General features: G+C 69.9%; 18 protein-coding genes. 1 reads left to right on the forward strand and 17 read right to left on the reverse strand.

Features of this window, described 5'->3' with window-relative positions; translation table 11 throughout:
- Window positions 1-25 precede the first annotated feature (25 nt).
- From EDF27_RS14540 to EDF27_RS14620, 17 genes are all read right to left on the reverse strand, one after another.
- Window positions 26-5,926 (reverse strand): Ig-like domain-containing protein, encoded by a 5,901-nt coding sequence (locus EDF27_RS14540; protein ID WP_132049589.1) that lies wholly within the window; start codon window positions 5,924-5,926, stop codon window positions 26-28.
- A complete protein-coding gene (locus EDF27_RS14545; protein ID WP_123704256.1) occupies window positions 5,923-7,335 on the reverse strand; it encodes a serine/threonine-protein kinase in 1,413 nt (470 codons plus the stop codon). The genes EDF27_RS14540 and EDF27_RS14545 overlap by 4 nt, the downstream gene beginning before the upstream one ends.
- Window positions 7,336-7,475: 140 nt before the next feature.
- Window positions 7,476-8,297, reverse strand: coding sequence for a protein phosphatase 2C domain-containing protein (locus EDF27_RS14550; protein ID WP_243698368.1), 822 nt, complete (start codon window positions 8,295-8,297; stop codon window positions 7,476-7,478).
- 37 nt (window positions 8,298-8,334) lie between these two features.
- Window positions 8,335-9,051: an FHA domain-containing protein gene (locus tag EDF27_RS14555; protein WP_132049591.1), complete on the reverse strand. Its 717-nt coding sequence runs from the start codon at window positions 9,049-9,051 to the stop codon at window positions 8,335-8,337.
- A gap of 31 nt (window positions 9,052-9,082) precedes the next feature.
- A complete protein-coding gene (locus EDF27_RS14560) occupies window positions 9,083-9,625 on the reverse strand; it encodes a hypothetical protein (RefSeq protein ID WP_132049593.1) in 543 nt (180 codons plus the stop codon).
- Window positions 9,626-9,741: 116 nt separating this feature from the next.
- The gene (gene yaaA, locus EDF27_RS14565; protein ID WP_347812804.1) at window positions 9,742-10,512 is read right to left on the reverse strand and encodes a peroxide stress protein YaaA; all 771 of its coding nucleotides are present in this window, start codon (window positions 10,510-10,512) and stop codon (window positions 9,742-9,744) included.
- Window positions 10,509-10,772 carry a F0F1 ATP synthase subunit epsilon gene (locus tag EDF27_RS14570; protein ID WP_056124084.1) on the reverse strand — a complete coding sequence of 88 codons (264 nt, stop codon included), beginning with the start codon at window positions 10,770-10,772 and terminating at the stop codon, window positions 10,509-10,511. The genes yaaA and EDF27_RS14570 overlap by 4 nt, the downstream gene beginning before the upstream one ends.
- Before the next feature lies 1 nt (window position 10,773).
- A complete protein-coding gene (atpD, locus tag EDF27_RS14575) occupies window positions 10,774-12,228 on the reverse strand; it encodes a F0F1 ATP synthase subunit beta (RefSeq protein WP_123653602.1) in 1,455 nt (484 codons plus the stop codon).
- Window positions 12,229-12,275: 47 nt separating this feature from the next.
- Window positions 12,276-13,178, reverse strand: a complete 903-nt coding sequence (locus EDF27_RS14580; RefSeq protein ID WP_123653603.1) for a F0F1 ATP synthase subunit gamma — start codon at window positions 13,176-13,178, stop codon at window positions 12,276-12,278.
- On the reverse strand, window positions 13,179-14,807 hold the full coding sequence (gene atpA / locus EDF27_RS14585) for a F0F1 ATP synthase subunit alpha (protein ID WP_123653604.1): 1,629 nt from the start codon (window positions 14,805-14,807) through the stop codon (window positions 13,179-13,181).
- A gap of 106 nt (window positions 14,808-14,913) precedes the next feature.
- Window positions 14,914-15,708 carry a F0F1 ATP synthase subunit delta gene (locus tag EDF27_RS14590; RefSeq protein WP_132049597.1) on the reverse strand — a complete coding sequence of 265 codons (795 nt, stop codon included), beginning with the start codon at window positions 15,706-15,708 and terminating at the stop codon, window positions 14,914-14,916.
- Between the two features lie 2 nt (window positions 15,709-15,710).
- Complete coding sequence (locus EDF27_RS14595; protein ID WP_123704247.1) at window positions 15,711-16,277, reverse strand: F0F1 ATP synthase subunit B; 567 nt, start codon at window positions 16,275-16,277, stop codon at window positions 15,711-15,713.
- A gap of 9 nt (window positions 16,278-16,286) precedes the next feature.
- The gene (gene atpE, locus EDF27_RS14600) at window positions 16,287-16,523 is read right to left on the reverse strand and encodes an ATP synthase F0 subunit C (RefSeq protein ID WP_123704245.1); all 237 of its coding nucleotides are present in this window, start codon (window positions 16,521-16,523) and stop codon (window positions 16,287-16,289) included.
- 61 nt (window positions 16,524-16,584) lie between these two features.
- The gene (gene atpB, locus EDF27_RS14605) at window positions 16,585-17,445 is read right to left on the reverse strand and encodes a F0F1 ATP synthase subunit A (RefSeq protein WP_243698369.1); all 861 of its coding nucleotides are present in this window, start codon (window positions 17,443-17,445) and stop codon (window positions 16,585-16,587) included.
- A gap of 104 nt (window positions 17,446-17,549) precedes the next feature.
- Window positions 17,550-18,047, reverse strand: a complete 498-nt coding sequence (locus EDF27_RS14610) for a hypothetical protein (RefSeq protein ID WP_123653607.1) — start codon at window positions 18,045-18,047, stop codon at window positions 17,550-17,552.
- The gene (locus EDF27_RS14615) at window positions 18,044-19,396 is read right to left on the reverse strand and encodes an MraY family glycosyltransferase (protein ID WP_132049599.1); all 1,353 of its coding nucleotides are present in this window, start codon (window positions 19,394-19,396) and stop codon (window positions 18,044-18,046) included. Before EDF27_RS14615 ends, EDF27_RS14610 begins: the two co-directional genes overlap by 4 nt.
- Window positions 19,393-20,067 carry an L-threonylcarbamoyladenylate synthase gene (locus EDF27_RS14620; RefSeq protein WP_123704243.1) on the reverse strand — a complete coding sequence of 225 codons (675 nt, stop codon included), beginning with the start codon at window positions 20,065-20,067 and terminating at the stop codon, window positions 19,393-19,395. Before EDF27_RS14620 ends, EDF27_RS14615 begins: the two co-directional genes overlap by 4 nt.
- A gap of 37 nt (window positions 20,068-20,104) precedes the next feature.
- Between EDF27_RS14620 and EDF27_RS14625 the strand changes: the two genes are divergently transcribed.
- Window positions 20,105-20,752, forward strand: a complete 648-nt coding sequence (locus EDF27_RS14625) for an HAD family phosphatase (protein WP_243698370.1) — start codon at window positions 20,105-20,107, stop codon at window positions 20,750-20,752.
- The last annotated feature ends 126 nt before the right edge of the window (window positions 20,753-20,878 follow it).

Here is a 20,878-nt window from a genome sequence, read left to right on the forward strand (position 1 = left end):
ATTGTCGCCGGTCGACGTGCGGGGGTCAGCCGCCCGCGCCGGGGGCCGTGTCCGTACCCGTGTCGGGCGGGGTGCTCGGGTCGCCGCCGGTGTCCCCGCCGCCGGTGTCTGGCGGGTCAGTGGTCGCGAAGGCGTCGGACTGCGAGCCGCTCACGCGCACCTGCGTGCCGTTGAGCGTGGCCGACGCGCTCACACGGACCGAGACCGCCAGGAGCGGAACGTTCGGCGGGTTCTCGCCCGCGTTCCAGGAGCTCGGGAGCGACAGGCCGTTGCCACCGTCGTCCCCGAACCACTCCGCGGTGTACCGGATCGTCACGCCGCTCGCCGCCGGCGGGCCGCTCACCGCGAGTGCGCTGCCCTTCTGGGCGTCGGTCACCGACACCGCGGTGTTCAGTGCGGCGACCGTGCCGGACGACCGGCCCGAGTCCGGTGCACAGAAGTTGTCCCCGGGGCCGCCGCAGGCCGTGAGCGTGAAGCTCGTGGCGACGTTGTACCCACTGCTCGGGACGCCGGACCAGACGCCTCCGGGCTGGAGCGTCGCGGTGGTGCCGCCCACGCTCAACACGTAGTGGTCGACCGACTCCCGCGGGGCCGTGATCGTGGCGTTCCAGCGGTTGGTCCCGGTCTGGTCGACGCCGACACTGGCGTTGCCCGTGCTCGTCGCCTGCGAGTACGTCACCGAGTCGACGAAGTCCACGTTGCAGAAGGACCCGTTGTCGGCGACCACGGCGTACCGCTGGCTGCCGCGACCGGGGTTGTTGTCGGTCACCGGGCTGCTCGTCCCGACGACGTCGCCGCCGAGGCTCGTGCACGACGGGCTGCCGCTCGCGATCCGGTAGACGCGGTAACTGACCGACGGCGCACCGGCAGCGTCAGCCGCGCTCCACTTCACCGTCACCGGCGAGCGGCCGTTCGAGATCTGGTCGGTGCTCGCGGTGGCGGACAGGGACCGCGGCGCACTCGGGGTGCCGATCGCCGTGCCCGTCGCGGAACCGGTGTTCCACTGCACCACGGTGTTGTCGCGATCGGCACTGTTCCGCGGGGACACCGTCACCGTGTACTGCGCCGCGCTCTGGGCACCGCCGAAGGTCGCGGTCGTCGACGTCCCGGCGTTCTTCGTGGTGGACAGGCCAGGGCCGTCGATCGTGACGACGTAGTTGTTCACAGCGCTGCCGTTGTTCGGCGCCTTGACCGCGCTCCACGACACGTCGAGCTGGTTCGGGGTGTTCTTGTCCGCGGTGACGGTGATGTCCTTGGGCGGCGCCGGGACGAAGTCGGCGCTCATCGGGGCGGACTGCTTCGAGGCGTCCGACGCGCCCACGGCGTTCACGGCCGAGACGGTGAACCGGTAGGACGCGGTCGGGTCGAGCCCGGTGATCGTGCACACCGTGGCGAGCCCGCAGTCCTTCGCGACGCCGTTGGTCCCGGTGACGCGGTACCCCGTGATCGGCGAGTTGTTCGCCTGCGGGGTCGCCCACGTCAGCGTCACCTGGCCGCCGTCGTAGGAACCGGTCCGGGTGGGCGCGCCCGGGGCGTCGGGGACGTCCTGCACGGAGATCGTGACGTCACCCCAGACCGCGCGGTCCGCGTCCTTCGTGGCGTCGGACACCTGGTACTGCAGGTTCGTGTTGCCGGGCTTCGCGGAGTCGGACACGCTCACCTGCAGACGGGACTTGTCCGCGCTCGGGGTGATGGTGACGCCGGAGGGCAGACCGCCGGCGAGTCCGCGGATGTTCGTCACAGTGAGCCGCTCGTCCGGGAACGGGTTGGTCGGCTGGTCGTTGGCGAGCACGTCGATGGTGGTCGAGGACCCCCGCTTCACGGTGGCCTTGTCGCCGCCGGGTTGCACGAGTGGTCGGGTGGAGGCGACGATCCCCACCTGGACGAGGCCGGACCGGCCGGAGTTCGTGGCGTCAGCCACCCCGACCCCGATCGTCGCCGTGGTGTTCTTCCGGGCGGAGTCGGCGACCTTGATGGTCAGGCGCTGCCCCGAGATCGTCGCCGTGGTGCCCGAGGCGGGCTGGCTGACGACCGAGTACTTCAGCTCGGGCAGGTCCTTCGGGTACGGGTAGTCGGTCAGCTTCGTGAGGTCGATCGTCCGCGAGTCCCCCGGCTGCATGTCGATCGAGGACCCGGTGAACGCCGGCGGCTGGTTCGACCGCGGAGTGACCTTCACCGGCAGCACGAGGGTCGCGACGCGTCCCTTGCCGCCGTTCGCGTTCGACCCGTCGGTGACCTCGAACGAGATCGACGCGTTGCCGTAGTAGAGCTTCGCGGACGTGAACTGCAGCGTCGAGGAGTCGACGACGAGGTCGGCGCCGTTCGCGTGGGTGGCCTTCACCGTGCCGGAGTCGGTCACCTTCGCGGTCTGGCCGTTCGCGGTCACGACGTACTTCGACAGCGGGATGCGGACCGTCGCCTCGCTCTTGACGGTGATGGCACCGGCGGTCCGGTTCACCTGCGGGAGCGCGTCGTCGAAGCCGGGCACGTGGATGAAGCCGTACGACACGATGTCGGGGTGGTCCTGGCGCGCCACCGAGAACGGGATGACCTGCGAGTCGTCGGTCAGCCGCACGACGATGCGTCCGGTGTCGTTGACCCGGGCGGTGTCGCCGTACCCGTCGACGACGCCGACGGTCAGGTCGGACGTCGAGCCCTCGGCGAAGAACACGTTCTCGAGGACGTCCACGGTGACGCTCTGCCGGTGCAGGATGTCCTGCAGGTCGAGGGTGGTGTCGTCGACTTCCGGGCGCAGCGGGCTGGCGTCCTTGTCGACGGTGACGGTGAGGAACGCGGTGCTCGCGCCGCCGTTCTCGTTCGCGACCGTGTAGAGCACCGCGAAGTCCCCGGACTTCGCCGTCTTCGGCGGGGTGACCCGGATCTCCTGCTTCCGGAGGACCTTGGCCGTGACGTCCTTCGCCGTGGGTTCGGCCTTCGTGACGGCGAGGTCACCGCCCTCGGGGTCGGAGTCGTTCTGGAGCACGCGGACGGTGACCGTCCCGCCCGGCCGGATCGTCACGTGGTCGGCCTCGGCGACGGGGTTGGCGGCCTGTTCGGCCCGCGGTGCGATGCCGACGCGGATCGTGCCGGTCGCACGGGCGCCGAGGGCGTCCACGACCGTGTACGTGAACTCGTCGGTCCCCGCGGAGTAGTCACCGGCTTCGTAGGTGAGGGAGTCCGCGGCGACGTCGCTCACGGAGCCCTTGTCGGGGTTCGACCCGACGCCGACGAGCTGGACGGAGTCGCCGTCGGGATCGATCGCGTTGAGCGGGATCGAGATCCGCACGGCCTGCCCGGCCACGACCCGCGCGGTCACCGTCTCCGGCACCGGCGGGTTGTTCGTCGCGCTGTCCTTCTCACGGACGGAGATCGAGACGGCGGCGTCCGCGGTCTGCCCGTCGGGACCGGCGACGCGGTACACGGCCGTGTAGTTGCCGGGGGTCTTGGGCGCGAGGTAGCGGAGGTGGTCCCCGGAGGCGAAGAGCAGACCGCCGTCGCCCGGGACGTTCTGCACGAGGTCGGGCTGCAGGGTGAGCGGCTCGCCCTCGGGCTGGGTGTCGTTCGCGAGGACGTCGATGTTCGCCACGTCGCCGACCCGCACGGTCGCGCTGTCGGACTGCGCGACGGGCGGCTGGATCCGGTCGGGCTTCGGGATCTCGACCACGGTGACGGTGCCGGTCGCCGAGGCGAGTCCGTTCGTCTCGGTGTAGGTGAAGGTGACCGGGCCGTCGAGGGGCGCTGTGAGGGTGGTCCGGACGGTGTGCTGGTCGAGGATGCTCGCCTGCACGCCGGACGTCCGGTCCGGGCCGTCGAGCGCGGTGACGAGCAGGACGCCGCCCGCGGGGTCGATGTCGGTCGCGGTGACGTCGGTGTCCTTCGTGGACAGCGTGTTCACGAAGACGGTCTTCGGGGTGGTGATCGGCGCGGTGGAGGCGTCCGGCGGTGCCAGGACCGTGATCCGCACGATGCCGCTCGCGGTCTTCGTGCCGTCGGTCACCGTGTACTCGACCTGGTGGTCCCCCACCGCGTCTCCCTGCACCCGGAAGGTGCCGGCGTCGTAGCTCGGGGTGATCGTCACGCCGCTCGTCGACGAGACGCTCGTCAGGGTGACCGTGCCGTTGCCCCCGCGCACGTGCTCGAGGGGGTCGACCGTGAAGGCCTTGCCGGCGTACCCCTGCACCGGGAACGCGTCGGCGCGGAGCGGGACACTGCCCTGCTTCGCGACGTGCACCGTCAGCGAGCCCCGGCCGTCGGCCCGTCCGTCACTGACCACGAGCTGGACGTTCCGCTCCCCCGTGCGCCCGCTCGCGTTCCGGAAGTCGAGCAGACCGTCCGGCGTCGTCGACGCCTGGTCGCCGTCGGACGCCGTCGCCGACTTCAGGTAGACGGGGTCGCCGTCCGGGTCGACCCAGTCCCCCAGGACGTTCGAGGACACGTGCCCGTTCTGGACGACGTCGGCGCTGGTGTCACGGACCTGGCGCGGGGCTTCGTTCTCGGAGTCCGGTCGCACCGACACCCGTACCGTCGCGCTGGCGGATCCGCCGTTGCCGTCGGTGATCGTGTACCGGAAGGAGACGGTGCCGCTGGCGCTGTCGCCGAGGGTGATCTGGAGTCGTTGGCCGTCGTCCACGATGGCGACGGAGCCGCCGGCTCCGTTGACCGTCCCGATCTCGCTGACCACGATCGGGTCGCCGTTGGGGTCGTAGTCGTTGAGCAGGACCGGGAGGCTCGTGGTGCGTCCCGGACGAGCGCCCAGGTCGTCGTCGACCGCGACCGGCGGCTTCTGGTCCTTCTCGACCTCAGGGTCGTCGTCGGAGACCTGTTCCTGCTGCTGGTCGTCGTCCCGCTTGATGAGGTCGGCCCAGTTGTCGATGAGCTGGCCGCTGCGGTCGATCGCCCACGCACGGCCGGTCGACGGGTCGTTCGCGACGATCGTGTCGCCGTTGTGCACGATCTGCAGCGCCGCGGCGCCCGGCACCTGGTCGAGCCGCTGCAGGGCACGGCCGGCGCAGGTGTCGACCGCCTGACCGCCGCTCCAGGCCCCGTAGGTGCAGGAGCCGTCCACGTAGGGCCGGGCCGCACGCCCGGAGACGGCGAGGGCGGTGCTCGTCGCCGAGCCGGACGGCGTCACCCGGACGAGCCCGGCAGCGCCGGCGACCACGACCGCGTCGCCGTCGGTGGTCGACCGCTGGAGCGACGGGGACCCCCCGACCCGGTCGCCGAGGTCGACCTCGGCGCCGTCGACCGACAGGGTGCCGTCGGTCCGGTCGAGCACCGCGACGTGGGTGCCGACGGCCGCGACCTGGAAGTCGTCCTTCCGGTCCATCCGCACGGTCCACCGCTTCGCGACGGAGAGCGTCGTGCCGACGTCGACCAGGGAGGCGGTCCCGGTGCGGGGTGAGTAGACGGCGACGTGGTCGTCGGAGGCATCGAAGACCGCATCGGCGCCGAGGGTCAGGTCCGCCTTGGTCGAGGCGTCGAACTCGTCGAGGTCGGACGCGGGCGTCGACCAGAGCTCACCGGTGTCCTGGTTGCCGATGACCGCGGTTCGGCCAGCGAAGAACACCTGGGGCGAGCCCGACGGCAGGGTGACGGCGTCCCCGACGGTGGCGTCGGCGACGTCCACCTTCGCGACCGTGCCCTTCGTCTCGTCCACGCTGTAGACGGTCGAGCCGCGCTGCAGCACGGACAGGGAGTCGGACGATGCCTCGATGGCGGTGTTCAGCTGCAGGACGGCGGTGTTCGCGCGACCGACGGCGCCGTACTCGGCCGAGGGGACCCACACGGTCCCGTCGCCGAGCGCCACACGCTGTGTGTGGTAGCCGCTCGACACGACGGCGGCGCCGGCGACGAGCGCACCGACGAGCACCGAGACCCCGAGCGTCACCGCTGCCGACCGGTGCTGCGTCAGGAGACGTCGGATCACGACCCGCTGCCGATCGTCGCGCACCGTTCGGCGCTCGCGACGCCGGTCTTGCCGTCACGGTTCACGGCGACGGAGATGCACTCTTCGTCGCCCTTGCTGCCGGAGACCACGAACGAGGTGCCGGACTGCTGGCTCGACGCACCGTTCGAGGAGATCACGTAGGTGTCGCCGTTGTGGAGGCCGGGGTCGGACCAGCGGAACGTCACCGACTCCGACGAGGAGGACGCCCGGACGTCCGCCACGGTCGGGATCGCGCCGGAGCCGACGCGGGACACGAGCACCACGGTCGTCGCGGCGAGGGCGAGGACGACCACGGCGGCGAGCGAGCTCACCCACACGACCGTCCGGCGGGAACGACGCCGTCCGCGGGTGACCGAGCCGGTGCGGTGGACGGTGCCGACGCTCCGCGACCCGGTGGCCGCGACGCCGCCCTGCACCGGTCGACGCGTGCGTCGGCGACGGCCGACGCGGCTCGGGGGCTGCAGTTCGCGGACCATGGTGCGGTCGCCGTCCGGGGACGGCGTGGCGATGGACCAGGCTTCCACGGCGACGTCCGCCGCGGTCTGCGGCAGGCCGAGTTCGGCCTGGACCTGCTGGAAGCCGCGGACGAGCTCCATCACGGTGCCCGGCCGGAGCTGCGTCTTCCGGGACATCGCCGTCGCGAGCAGTCGCTCGAGCGACGGCGGGACGTCCGCTCGGCCGGTGGGCTTCACGCCGCCCTTGTCGATGCGGGACATCAGGTCCGACGCGCCGTTCTTGCCGCCGACCACCTCGAACGGGCTGCGGCCCGCGAGGAGCGAGAACACGGTGGCCGCCAGGGCGTAGACCTCGGACTGGATCGTGCCGCGCGACTCGTCGATGAGGACTTCGGGCGCCGACCACGGGATCGACATGCCGATCGGTTCGTCCGGGTCCGTCCCACCGATCGTCGCGGCGATGCCGAAGTCCGACAGGACCGGGTTGCCGTACGCGGTGAGCAGGATGTTCGAGGGCTTGATGTCGCGGTGCAGCACGCCTTCGCGGTGCGCGGTCTCGAGCGCGGACCCGATCCGGATCCCGATCGAGAGGACCTCGGACACCGGGACGGGTTCACGCCGGTAGCGCTCGCTGAGCGAGGACGAGCAGAGCTCCATCACCAGGTAGGGACGGCCGTCCGCCGCCACGCTCGCCTGGAAGACGGTGAGGATCGAGGGGTGCGTGCTGAGGCGCGCCATCAGGTTCGCCTCGGCCTGGAACATCTGGCGGACCCGGTCGTCGACCACTTCGTCGAGCAGGACCTTCACCGCGACCTGACGGCGCGGCATGTCCTGCTCGTAGAGGAAGACGTCGGCGAACCCGCCGGAGCCGAGCACGTGGACCGGGCTGAACCCGGGGATGACAGGGGGTGTCGACGGCAGGCGTCGGGCCATCGTTCGCTCCCCTCCGGCCGACACGGCCCGTTGTACGTCGCGGCCTTCCATCCTACGGAAGCGAGACACCGGAACACTGCACACCAGCATCCGGTGGACGGCCACCGTCCCCCAGTTCGGGGGGCAGTTCGGCGGCCGGTTCAGTGGCGGGGCAGCGTGTCCTCGAGGTCGCCGTCGGTCGGCGCTCCGTCGACCTGCAGCACGACGACCGTGACGTTGTCCCGGCCGCCGGCGACGAGGGCGTCCCCGACCAGCCGCTCGGCGAGTTCCTGCGGGTCGGTGACCTTCGCGGCGATCCGGCCGATGCCGGCGTCGCCGATCTCCTTCGTCAGCCCGTCCGAGCAGACGATGTACCGGTCACCGGTCCGGAGTGGCAGGGTCCACCAGTCCGGCGACGGCGGCTCGCCGAAGCCCACGGCACGGGTGATGACGTTGCTGTCCGGGTGCGCCTCGGCGTCCTCGGCACGGAGGACGCCGGCGTCCACCATCTCCTGCACGACGGAGTGGTCGACGGTGATCCGACGGAGCACCCCGTCCTCCACCCGGTACGTGCGGGAGTCCCCGACGTTGAAGACGAGCGCGGCGGGCTGCCCGTGCGACGCCACGAGCGCGAGCCCGGTGACGGTCGTGCCGGCGCCGATCGCGTTGCCCCCGGCAGCACGTTCGATGTCGGCCGTCGCGAGCAGCAGGGCACGCTGGATCTCCTGACGGCTGCCGAACGGCCCGTCCACCGCGTCACCGAGGCGACGGACCACGGCGTCGCTCGCGCGGTCACCGGCGAGGTGACCGCCCATGCCGTCGGCGACGACGAAGAACGGCGCTTCGACGATGTAGCTGTCCTCGTTGTGGTCGCGACGACGACCGACGTCGGTCGCGGCACCCCACGAGAGCGTGAGGGTGGCGCCGTCCCTGCCCGGGACGTCGATGGCGTGGGCGGCGGCGGCTCGGCCGAGTTCGGTCACGTTCTGGATCGCTCTCTGGGGGTTCGGGGCGTGCCGGTCAACGGGTGATCGGAGGCTGGTGCTGGAACGGCGGGAATCCGTCCGGCGGCGGGGTCACCCGGAGGTGCGGCGAGAGGATCTCGATGGCGACCCCGTCCCCGATCTCGACTACCGTACCCGTCAGCGCGACGATCGACGCACCGGACGGCATCCGGTACGCCGGAGCCCCGGCCGGCCGGACGAGGGTCCCGTTGGTCGAACGGAGGTCGTCGACCACCGCCACTTCGCCCTCGGCGTGCAGGAGCAGGTGCGACGACGACACCAGCCCGCTCGGGGACCGCACCGTCACGAGCTCTGGTTCCGGGCCGCGCACGATGCGCGGGAGTGCCGGCCGTCGGCCGACGACCACCGGACGGTCGAGACGGATCACACGGTCGCCGATCCGGATCGACGGAACGCGGGTGCGCACCGGCTCCGCGACCGCCGGGAGGCCCGTGGTCGCCCCCGGCAGACCGGCCGCACGGCCGTCGCCCGGTGGCGTCCAGGGCACGTGGTCGGTTCCCCCTGCACGCACCACCGTGTCGTCGAGGGCGTCCGGCTCCTCGGCGCGAGCGGGCCGCGGAGCACGGATGACCGTGTCCCCCAGCGCATCGTCGAGGGCGTCGTCACGTGCGCCGTCGACCCCCGACGGACGGGACACCCGAGGACGGAGCACCGTGTCCTCGATGTCGTCGGCGTCGTCGTCGTGCACGTGGTGCCCTTCCTGCGTGGTCACCACCACCGTAGACGATCCGGTGCACCGCGCATCACCCTTGCCACGACGGAGCGGAACGGGCGGCGCACGAGCGCTGCACCAGCCCGGCGAGGGCGTCGTCCGGCACGGTGTCGAGCGCGTACTGCGCCCGGACCGCGGCCCGCGCCGACGACCCGAGCGCCCAGGAGCACCAGGCGCCGAGGGCCAGTGCCCCGGCGACACCCCGCCGGTCGTCGCGCGGTGATCCCTGTGCCTTCCACCCGTGCCACACGGCGACAGCGCGGTCCCCCGCGATGCGGATGCGGTCACGGTCCGGGGACGGCCCCTGCCCGTGCAGCGCGAGCGGCGTGGGATCACGGAAGGGATCGAAGGGGCGAACCCCGGCAGCGCGCTCCCCCGCGGTCGGCGCCGCCAGGAAGCGGATCAGCGCCATCCGGGTGGCCAGCGCTCCGCACGCGGTGCCGATCGCGGACCTGGCACCGGGCGACGGCGGGTCGGTGCCCGGCGTGACGAGCGCCGTGGCGGCCACCGGCAGTGTGACCGCGGCAGCGATCTCACGCGGGTAGCGGACGTACGGGTCAGCGGTGGAGGTCATGGCGTCTGGGTTCATGTCGCCATCGAAGCGTGATCCGAGCCTCCAGGCCGGTGCCGGACCGGACCCCGTGGAGAACGCGACCGATCACCCTGCCTGTGCAGGAACGACCGAGCCGGTCAGATCCGGACGGGCTCCAGGCTCTCCGCCACGAGGTCCCACCCACCGTCGACCTGTTCGAGCACCACGCCGGCTCCACGCGCCCAGCCGACGAGGTCGTCCATCGACCCGACCTCGGCACCGGTCCGCCCGAGCAGCGACACCAGGCGCCCCTTCGCCGTCTTGTTCCAGTGGTTCAGTGCCTTGCGACGGCCAGAACCGTCGACGCTCACCACGCGCAGTGCCACGGCACCCCCGACGGGGCCGAGCGCTCGGTACCCCTCGGAACGGAGGTCGAGCACCAACCCGTCAGCACGCGACGCGAGCGCATGCGAGGAGACGGCGGGCCAGTGCGCGGCGAGCCGCAGCGGCGCGAGCCGCGAGTCGTGCGACAGGCGGTACGCAGGGATCGGGTCCCCCGCACCGATCGGTCCGAACATCGCGGACTGCACGACCACGTGCCGGGACCACCAGGCGCGGGCCTCGTCGGACGCCGCCGGGACGTCGAGCGGGTCGTAGAGCACACCGGTGTACCTCTCGATCGCCGGCAGCGTCGGCGAGGTCTCGAGCGCGAGGTTCCGGAACCGCTCGCTGATCGACTTCGGACCGAGCTTCAACGCCGTCCGCGCCGAGGACTCCTCGGAACTGACGGAGCGGGCCGCGGTGATCACCGCGGCCCGCTCTCGGGTCAGTTCCGGGAACGAGAGCACACCCAGATCGAGTGTGCTGCCCGGTTCCCCGCCCTCCCGCTTCGTCTCCGAAGGCGGGAGGAGGACGGTCAGTCCGGTCAGGACGCCAGCGCGGCCTGCCGCGCCACGATCGTGACCGTGTCGTGCTCGACGGAGAGGAAGCCGTCCTCAGCGTCGACCGCGACGGTCGAGCCGTCGGCGCGCGTGATGCGGACCTGGCCCTGGGCGAGGATCGCGAGCATCGGCTCGTGACCCGCCAGGATGCCGATCTGGCCTTCCGTCGTGCGTGCGACGACCATGGTGGTGTCGCCCGTCCAGACCTCGCGGTCTGCCGAGACGACACTCACGGTGAGACCCGCCATCTCAGCGGTTCTCCTTCTGGATCTGCGCCCACTTCTCTTCGACGTCGTTGATGCCACCGACGTTGAAGAAGGCCTGCGTGGCCACGTGGTCGAACTCACCGTCGGCGATCGCGCGGAAGGACTCGATCGTGTCCTTCAGCGGCACCGTGGAGCCCTCGACGCCCGTGAACTTCTTGGCCATGTACGTGTTCTGCGAGAGGAACTGCTGGATACGACGAGCGCGCTCGACCGTGATCTTGTCCTCTTCGGAGAGCTCGTCGACACCGAGGATGGCGATGATCTCCTGCAGTTCCTTGTTCTTCTGGAGGATCTGCTTGACGCGCGTCGCCGTCTCGTAGTGGTCAGCGCCCAGGTACCGGGGGTCCATGATGCGCGACGTCGAGGTCAGCGGGTCGATCGCCGGGTAGAGACCCTGCGACGCGATCTCGCGGGAGAGCTCCGTGGTGGCGTCGAGGTGCGCGAACGTGGTCGCCGGCGCCGGGTCGGTGTAGTCGTCAGCCGGGACGTAGATCGCCTGCAGCGAGGTGATCGAGTGACCACGCGTCGAGGTGATGCGCTCCTGGAGCACACCCATCTCGTCGGCGAGGTTCGGCTGGTAGCCCACCGCGGACGGCATGCGGCCGAGCAGCGTCGAGACCTCGGAGCCGGCCTGCGTGAAGCGGAAGATGTTGTCGATGAAGAGGAGCACGTCCTGCTTCTGGACATCGCGGAAGTACTCCGCCATCGTCAGCGCCGACAGGGCGACACGGAGACGCGTTCCCGGCGGCTCGTCCATCTGGCCGAACACGAGGGCGGTCTTGTCGAAGACCCCCGCCTCTTCCATCTCACCGATGAGGTCGTTGCCCTCACGGGTGCGCTCGCCGACACCGGCGAACACCGACACACCGCCGTGGTCCTGCGCGACGCGCTGGATCATCTCCTGGATGAGGACGGTCTTGCCGACGCCCGCACCACCGAAGAGACCGATCTTGCCACCCTGCACGTACGGGGTGAGGAGGTCGATCGACTTGATGCCGGTCTCGAACATCGAGGTCTTGGACTCGAGCTGGTCGAAGGCCGGGGCCTTGCGGTGGATCGGCCAGCGCTCGGTGATCTCGAGCTTCTCGTCGCTGTTGAGCACGTTGCCCAGCACGTCGAAGACCTTGCCCTTGGTGACGTCGCCGACGGGGACCGAGATCGGGGCGCCCGAGTCACGGACTTCCTGACCACGGACGAGGCCGTCGGTCGGCTTCAGGGAGATGGCACGGACCAGGTCGTCGCCGAGGTGCTGCGCGACCTCGAGGCCGATCTCCTGCGACGAGTCACCGATGGTGATCGTCGTGAAGAGGAGGTTGTACATCTCCGGGATTGCGTCGTGCGGGAACTCGATGTCGACGACGGGGCCCGTGACACGGGCGATCCGGCCGACACCGGGCGCCGACGACGTCTCGACCGCGGTGGTAGCGGTGTCGGTCATGGCTGGTGCCTTCCTGAGGGTGGGTTGCTGTCCGCGAACGACGCGGACTACTTCTTCTTCGACGAGAGGGCGTCGGCGCCGCCGACGATCTCGGAGATCTGCTGTGTGATCTCGGCCTGACGCGCGTTGTTCGCGAGTCGGGTGAAGTCACGGATCAGCGAGTCGGCGTTGTCGCTGGCCGCCTTCATCGCCTTCTGCCGTGCGGCGTGCTCGGAAGCAGCCGACTGCAGCATGGCGTTGAAGATGCGGCTCTCGATGTAGACCGGGAGCAGCGAGTCGAGCACCGCGTCGGCGTCCGGCTCGAACTCGTAGAGCGGGAGCGGCTCGTTGTCCGTCGGCTCGTCGACGCCGTCGACGACCTCGAGCGGGAGCAGGCGGACGACCTGCGGCTCCTGGGTCGCGAGGCTCAGGAAGCGGTTGAACACGATGTGGATCTCGTCCACGCCGCCCTCTGCCGTGTCCTGGAGGAACTTCGACACGACCGCGTCGCCGATCTCCTTGGCCGTCGAGAACTCGGGCTGGTCGGTGTTGCCGACCCACTGCTGCTCGGACGAACGCTCACGGAACGCGAAGTACCCGACGGACTTGCGACCGACGAGGTAGTAGACGACGTCCTTGCCCTCGCTGCGGAGCAGGGAGGCGAGCTCCTCGCCCTGCTTGAGGACGTTCGTGCTGAACGCGCCGTTCAGGCCGCGGTCCGAGGTGAACAGCACCACGGCTGCGCGGGTCGACGACTCGGGTTCGGTGGTCAGCACGTGGTCGACGTTCGAGAACGTCGCCACGGCCGACACGGCCCGGGTCACCGCACGCGAGTACGGACCGGACGCGGCCATGCGGGCCTGGGCCTTCTGGATCCGCGACGCCGAGATCAACTCCATGGCGCGCGTGACCTTCTTCGTGGTCTTCGCGGACTTGATTCGCTGTCGGTAGACCCGGACCTGGGCTGCCATCTAGCGACGACCCTTGACGATCTGCTCCTGGTCGACGTCCTCGGCGTCAGCGGCCTGGACCTGCTCCGACCCGAGGGTCTTGCCGTCGCTCGTCTGGAAGCTCTTCGTGAACTCGTCGATCTGCTTGCCCATCTCGGCGACGGTGTCGTCGCTGAGCTGGTTCGTCTCGCGCAGGGTCGTGAGCACGTCGGAGTTGCGACGCAGGTGGTCGAGCAGCTCGGACTCGAAGCGGAGCACGTCGGCGACGGGGACCGTGTCGAGCTTGCCGTTGGTGCCGGCCCAGATCGAGACGACCTGCTCCTCCACCGGGTACGGCGAGTACTGCGGCTGCTTGAGGAGCTCGGTGAGGCGAGCACCACGGTCCAGCTGACGACGCGACGCCTGGTCGAGGTCGGACGCGAACATCGCGAAGGCCTCGAGCGAGCGGTACTGCGCCAGCTCGAGCTTGAGCGTGCCGGAGACCTTCTTGATCGACTTCACCTGGGCGTCACCACCGACGCGGGACACCGAGATGCCCACGTCGACAGCCGGACGCTGGTTCGCGTTGAAGAGGTCCGACTGCAGGAAGATCTGGCCGTCGGTGATGGAGATGACGTTGGTCGGGATGTACGCCGAGACGTCGTTCGCCTTGGTCTCGATGATCGGGAGACCCGTCATCGAACCGGCGCCGAGCTCGTCGGACAGCTTCGCGCAACGCTCCAGCAGACGGGAGTGCAGGTAGAAGACGTCGCCCGGGTAGGCCTCGCGTCCCGGCGGACGACGCAGGAGGAGCGACACCGCACGGTAGGCCTCGGCCTGCTTCGACAGGTCATCGAAGATGATGAGGACGTGCTTGCCCTGGTACATCCAGTGCTGGCCGATGGCCGAACCGGTGTACGGGGCGAGGTACTTGAAGCCGGCCGGGTCGGAGGCCGGGGCGGCGACGATGGTCGTGTACTCCATCGCGCCGGCGTCCTCGAGCGCACCCTTGACGGAGGCGATCGTGGAGCCCTTCTGGCCGATGGCGACGTAGATGCAGCGGACCTGCTTGTCCTCGTCGCCCGACTCCCAGTTGGCCTTCTGGTTGATGATCGTGTCGATCGCGATCGCCGTCTTGCCGGTCTGGCGGTCGCCGATGATCAGCTGACGCTGGCCACGGCCGACGGGGATCATGGCGTCGATCGCCTTGATGCCGGTCTGGAGCGGCTCGTGCACCGACTTGCGGGACATGACGCCGGGAGCCTGGAGCTCGAGGGCACGACGACCCTCGGCCGCGATCTCGCCGAGACCGTCGATCGGGGCGCCGAGCGGGTCGACGACGCGACCGAGGAAGCCGTCGCCGACCGGGGCCGAGAGGACCTCGCCGGTGCGGGTGACTTCCTGGCCCTCTTCGACACCGGCGAACTCGCCGAGCACGATGGCGCCGATCGAGTCCTCGTCGAGGTTCTGCGCGAGGCCGAGCGTGCCGTCCTCGAAGCGGATGAGCTCGTTGGCCATGACGCCGGGGAGGCCTTCGACGTGGGCGATGCCGTCACCGGCGTCGGTGACGTGCCCGACCTCGGCCGTGGAGGCCTTCGTCGGCTCGTAGTTCGAGACGAAGTCCTTCAGGGCATCACGGATCTCATCGGGGCTGATGGTGATGTCTGCCATGGGATTTTCCTTGTTGGTTTCCGGGGCCCTTCGGCTCCGAGAGGGTGATGCTGCCCGGTGGGGACAGTTCCCGTTGTGGACTTGGGGTGTCGGTTCGACCGTACGCTCAGCCGGCGAGCTGGAGCCGGAGGTCGGCGAGGCGCGTGGACACGGTGCCGTCGATGACGTCGCCACCGACCTGCACCCGGACCCCGCCGACGACCCTGGGGTCGACGACGTGGTTGACGATGATGTCCTTGCCGTAGCGCGCCGACAGCCCGCGGGCGACGCGAGCCGCCTGTGCTTCCGACAGCGCAGTGGCAGTGATGACCGTCGCCACGACCTTCTCGGCCTGGTCGGCGACGATGCGCGAGGCATCCCGGACCAGTTCACCGATCCGGCGGCCGCGCGGCTGCTGGACCAGTGCCGACAGGATCGTCACGGTCTGCGGCGACGACTTGCTGCCGATGAGGCGCTCGACGAGCGCGCTCTTCTGCTCCGGGCTGCCGAGCTTCGTGCCGAGCGCCAGCTCGAGGCCGGCGTCCGAACGAACAGCGGTCTCGAAGGCGAACAGCTCCGCTTCGATCGGGGTGCCCGCCTCGGCCGTGGCCGCGACGGCACGGATGCCCGCGTCCTCGATGCCGGCGAGCAGGTCCTGCTGGGAGGACCAGCGGGAACCGGCGACGGCGGTCAGCACGGCGCGCGTGGCGTCGGACTGTCCGGCGAAGACCCGGTCGACGACGGCCTTCTTGCCGACGATGTCGGCGGTCGGGTCGGCCAGCAGCGTGAGGAGCTGGGACGCACCGGCGACCACTCGCCCTGCGGCGAGGATCTCAGCACCGCTCGCCAGGTCGGCGTTGCCGCCGAGGTCGGCGAGCACCGCCTGCGTGGACGAGAGTGCTGCTCTGGTGGCGCTCCGCATGCTCAGCGCTCCGTCTCGGCCTGCGACGCGTCGGCGCTGTTCGTCGACTCGAGGTCGGCGAGGAAGCGGTCGACGACCGCGGTGGCCTTGGCGTCGTCCTTGAGGGACTCGCCGATGACACCCGACGCGAGGTCGAGTGCGAGCGAGCCGACCTCGGAGCGGAGCGACTGGAGCGCGCTCTGGCGCTCCGCCTCGATCTGCGCCTGGGCGTTCGACGTGATGCGCGCTGCGTCGGCGGATGCCTGCTCGCGGACCTCGTTGCCGATCGCCGTGGCGTCGGCACGGGCCTGCTCGCGGATGCGGGAGGCTTCGGCACGGGCGTCGGCGAGCTGCTTGTTGTACTCGTCGAGCGCGGCTGCGGCCTGCTCCTGCGCGGCTTCCGCCTTCTTGATGCCACCCTCGATGGCCTCGGTGCGCTCATCGAGCATCTTCGTGATGCGCGGCGTGACGACACGCCAGAACACCAGGAAGATGATGACGAAGGCCACCAGCGACCACACGATGTCGTACACCGGCGGGATCAACGGGTTGTGCGTTTCCTCCGCCGCGATGATGAGTGCAGTGTTCATCGAGAAGCCTTACGAGGTGAAGATGAAGTACGTGGCGATGCCGATGAAGGCGAGGGCCTCGGTGAAGGCGATACCGATGTACATGAGGGTCGTCAGGCGGCCCTGGAGCTCGGGCTGGCGAGCGACGGACTCGATCGTCTTGCCGACGACGATGCCGACGCCGATGGCCGGGCCGATCGCTGCGAGGCCGTAGCCAACCGTCGCGATGTTGCCGTTGATCTCCGCGAGAACGGTCGTTGCGTCCACGTGTTTTCCTTTCGAGGTGCGGGTCCGACGGATGCCGGTCCCGTAGGGGGTCAGTGAGGAATCAGTGCTCGTCGGCCAGCGCCAGCTGGATGTAGACGGCGGTGAGGAGCATGAAGACGTAGGCCTGGAGCAGCGCGACGAGGATCTCGAAGAAGCTGAACGCGATGCCGAAGGCGATGGTCCCGATGCCGAAGGCCTTGAAGCCGAGCGAGGCGTCGAAGAAGAAGAACTGCGTTGCCGAGAAGAACAGGACGAGCAGCAGGTGCCCGACGACCATGTTCATCAGGAGTCGCAGGGTCAGCGTGACCGGGCGGAGGACGAAGGTCGAGACGAGCTCGATCGGCGTCACGATGATGTACAGGTACCACGGCACCCCGGGCGGGAAGAGCGAGTTCCGGAGGAACGTGCCCGGGTGCTTGCGGAGACCGGCGTAGATGAAGGCGACGTACGCGATGAGCGCGAGGATCATCGGCATCGCGATGCGGCTGGTGCCGGCGAGGTTCAGCCCCGGGATCAGACCCGTCAGGTTCATGAACAGCACGCCGAAGAAGATCGACGCGAGGAGCGGCAGGAAGCGCTTGCCGTCCTTCTCGCCCAGGTTGTCGAAGGTGTTCCGTCGCACGACGTCGAAGCCGTACTCGATGAACGCCTGTCCGCGGTTCGGGACGAGCTTCAGTGCGCGGGTGCCCGCGAACGCGAAGACGAGGAGCACTGCGACCGCGATGAAGCGGATGATGACGACGCGATCGATCTCGAACGGCGTCCCGGCGAAGAAGATCGCGTCCGGGAAGAACTCGTTGATCGACGGACCATGGAACTCGGCGGCCTTACTGCTCCCCGCCGCAACGGTGTTGGCCGCAGCGGTGAGGGACAGGGGAAGAGCGTGGGATAGCAGCGCTGTCTCCTGTGTCGGCGCGCGCACATCATGGCACGCGATGGTGGACTGTGTGGAGGCTGTCCGCTCCGAGCGAGGCTCCGGACGCGGACGCAACAAACACTACCAGGTGTGAGAGCCTTCCCGGGCTCTCAGACGCGCGGGTCGTCCTTCTCAGGCTCCGCGGAGCCTTCCGGAGTGGACGCTGCGCCGGGGAGCCGGACGTCGATCGGCACGCGCGCCTTGCTGATCACCGTCACGTCGATGACGAGCGAGCCGATGACCCCGACGATGATCGCGATCGCCAGGACGGGCGTGCTCACCCAGTCGCGGTCCTTCAACAGCACGAGCACCACGATGAAGAGCACGAACTTCACGAGGAACATCCCCATGATCGTGCCGAAGAACGCGCCGGAGATCATCTGCCCGCCGGAGAACCGGATCGCCAGCAGCACGCTCACCGCGGTCAGCCCGCAGAACACCACGCTCATCACCGCGCCGATCAGTCCGCCGGCGAGTCCCGGTCCCCCGGCGACGAGGAACCCGACGAGACCGCCCACGACCGCGAGTGCGGCCGCCAGGACGGCTCCCTGCACGAGGATCCGGCGGAAGACGGGACGGACGTGGTCGAGTCCGTTCGGTGCGGTCACGAGTGGTCTCCAGAGGTCGAGCTGTCGGACGAGGCGGAAGGGGCCGACGGTGCGGCAGGGGCGGACGGGGCGGATGACGCGGAACGGCCGGACGGCGCGGACCGCGCTGCACGAGCGGTCCGCGACGGCCCCGTCACGGGACGCCCGTCACGGGCGGCCGCGGCACGGTCCAGCGGGTCGAGGCTGGCGTCGACGACTCCGGCAGCCCCGGCGGTCTGCACGCGGATCTCGGTGCGCTTCCGCCCGAGCGGCGCGAACGTGGCGATCGCGCAGATGGTGAAGCCGACCGCGACGAACGCGACCACCCACCACCACTCGACGAACAGGAAGAGCAGACAGCCGATCGCGACGGTCGCCGTCCACGCGTAGAAGATCAGCACCGCGTGGAAGTGCGAGTGCCCCATGTCGAGCAGCCGGTGGTGCAGGTGCTTGCGGTCTGCGGAGAACGGCGACTTCCCGGCGCTCAGGCGACGGAACACCGCGAGGCCGAAGTCGAGGATCGGCACGATGAGGATCGCGAACGGCAGCAGGATCGGGATGAAGGCCGGCAGCAGGTCCGTCCGGGTGCGCACCGCGGCCGGGTCGATGTTGCCCGTGATCGAGACGGCGCTCGTGGCCATCAGGAAGCCGACGAGCAGCGCGCCGGCGTCGCCCATGAAGAGCTTCGCCGGGTGCCAGTTCAGGATCAGGAAGCCGAAGCACGCCCCCACGAGGACCGCGGTCAACAGTGACGGCAGGTTGAAGAAGAACTCCGTCTGCACGACCACGCGGTTGATGAAGAACGTGTAGAGGAAGAACACCCCACCGGCGATGATCGCGACCCCGGCGACGAGGCCGTCGAGCCCGTCGATGAAGTTCACGGCGTTCATCACCAGGACGACCGCCAGCACGGTGAAGATCAGGCTCATGTAGGACGAGCCGACGCCGAGGGAGTTGCCGATCGGGAGCGACACGATCGCGACGCCCTGCCAGGCGAGGATGCCGGCGGCGATGATCTGCCCCGCGAGCTTCGTCATCCAGTCGAGGTCCCAGATGTCGTCGGCGACACCGAGCACCACGATGATCGTCGCCCCCGCCAGCACCGCGAGCACGCGCTGCGGTTCCGCGAAGACGAGCCGGAAGTAGTCCACACCCGCGATCTCCGGGAAGACGAACCACGCGCAGAGCAGCGAGACGATGATCCCGATGAACATCGCGATCCCGCCGAGCCGCGGGGTCGGCGTCCGGTGCACGTCTCGCTCGCGGACCTTCGGGTACCACTTGTAGCGGATCCCGAGCTTCCAGACGAGCCAGCTCACGAGGAAGCTCACGACCGCCGAGATCAGCCCCGCGAGCAGGTAGTACTTCATGTGACGAGGTCGGCCCCCACGACCCGTTCGATCTCGGAGTCCGGGATGACGCCGTGGCGCACGATCCGCAGACCGTCCCCCGTCGACAGGCCCGTGGCGTCGACGATGGTCGAGCCGGTCGAGGCCTCGAACCCGTCGTGGGGGGCGAGCGATCCACCGTCGAGGTAGACCGCGACGCTGTCGCCGAGCATCGCTTCGGCAGCGTCGATGTCCATCGCAGCGGGGTCGCCCGTGGAGTTCGCGGAGGACACCGCGAGCGGCCCCACCTCTTGCAGGAGCTCGAGCGCGATCCGCGAGTCCGGCATCCGGAGCGCCACGGTCCCCCGAGTCTCGCCGAGGTCCCAGTCGAGGGACGGCTGCGACCGCAGGATGACGGTGAGTCCACCGGGCCAGAACTCGGCGACGAGGTCGCGGACCTGCTGCGGGACCTCGCTCGCGAGCGCGTCGAGCGTCGGCGGCCCGGGGATGAGCACCGGCGGCGGTGACTGCCGGGTGCGTCCCTTCGCGTCGAGGAGGCGCTGGACGGCGGCCTGGTTGAAGGCGTCGGCAGCGAGGCCGTACACGGTGTCGGTGGGGACCACGACGAGTTCGCCCCGGCCGAGTGCTGCGCGCGCGAGCCGCATCCCGGTCAGGAGCCCGTCGGGGTCGTTGCAGTCGTATCGGGATGCCATGACTCGACGATGATAGTGCGACACAATGGTGGACATCGTGAACGAGACGCCTGCGCCCCGACTCCTGTTCCTCTTCGACATGGACGACGTGCTCGTCCGGTACGACTGGAAGACCCGGATGGCGGGTCTCACCGAGCTCACCGGGCACGAGCTCGACGAGCTCCGACGCCGCTGGTGGCGCACCGGCGGTGAGATGCGGGCCGAGGCCGGCCACTTCCCCGACGGCGACGCCTACCTCGCCGCGTTCGAGGCCGCGATGGAGTGCGAGGTGCCCGAGGCCGAGTGGGCGCGCATCCGCGGTGCTGCGATGACCGAGCTGCCCGAGCGCATCGAGGCCGTCCGCATCGCCAGTGAGCACGGCCGTGTCGCGCTGCTCACGAACAACGGGCCGCTCGCGGGGCGCTGGATCCACCGCTGGGCACCGTCCCTGCCGCCGCTGTTCGGCGAGCACCTGGACACGTCGAGCAACTTCGGTGCGCGCAAGCCCGAGCCCGAGGTGTTCCTCCGGGCCCTCGAGCACCACGGCGCCCGCCCCGAGGACACGTTCTTCGCGGACGACATGCCGGAGAACGTCGAGGGCGCCCGGTCCGTCGGCATCACCGCCGTGCTCGTCGAGCACGACACGGACCTCCGCGACGCGGTCCGCGCCTTCGTCGCGGCCCGCTCGGACGCCACCGTCGCGTAGACACACTGCGCGCGTTCCTTCCCATCGCGCGTGCGCTGGGAAGTGAGAACGCGCGTAGGGAGTCGGAAGGAACGACCCCCTACGCGCGAAACAACTCCCCAAGCGCGAAACAACTCCCCACGCGCG

The sequence above is a fragment of the Curtobacterium sp. PhB136 genome (assembly GCF_004346855.1).
In the GTDB taxonomy this organism is placed as follows: domain Bacteria; phylum Actinomycetota; class Actinomycetes; order Actinomycetales; family Microbacteriaceae; genus Curtobacterium.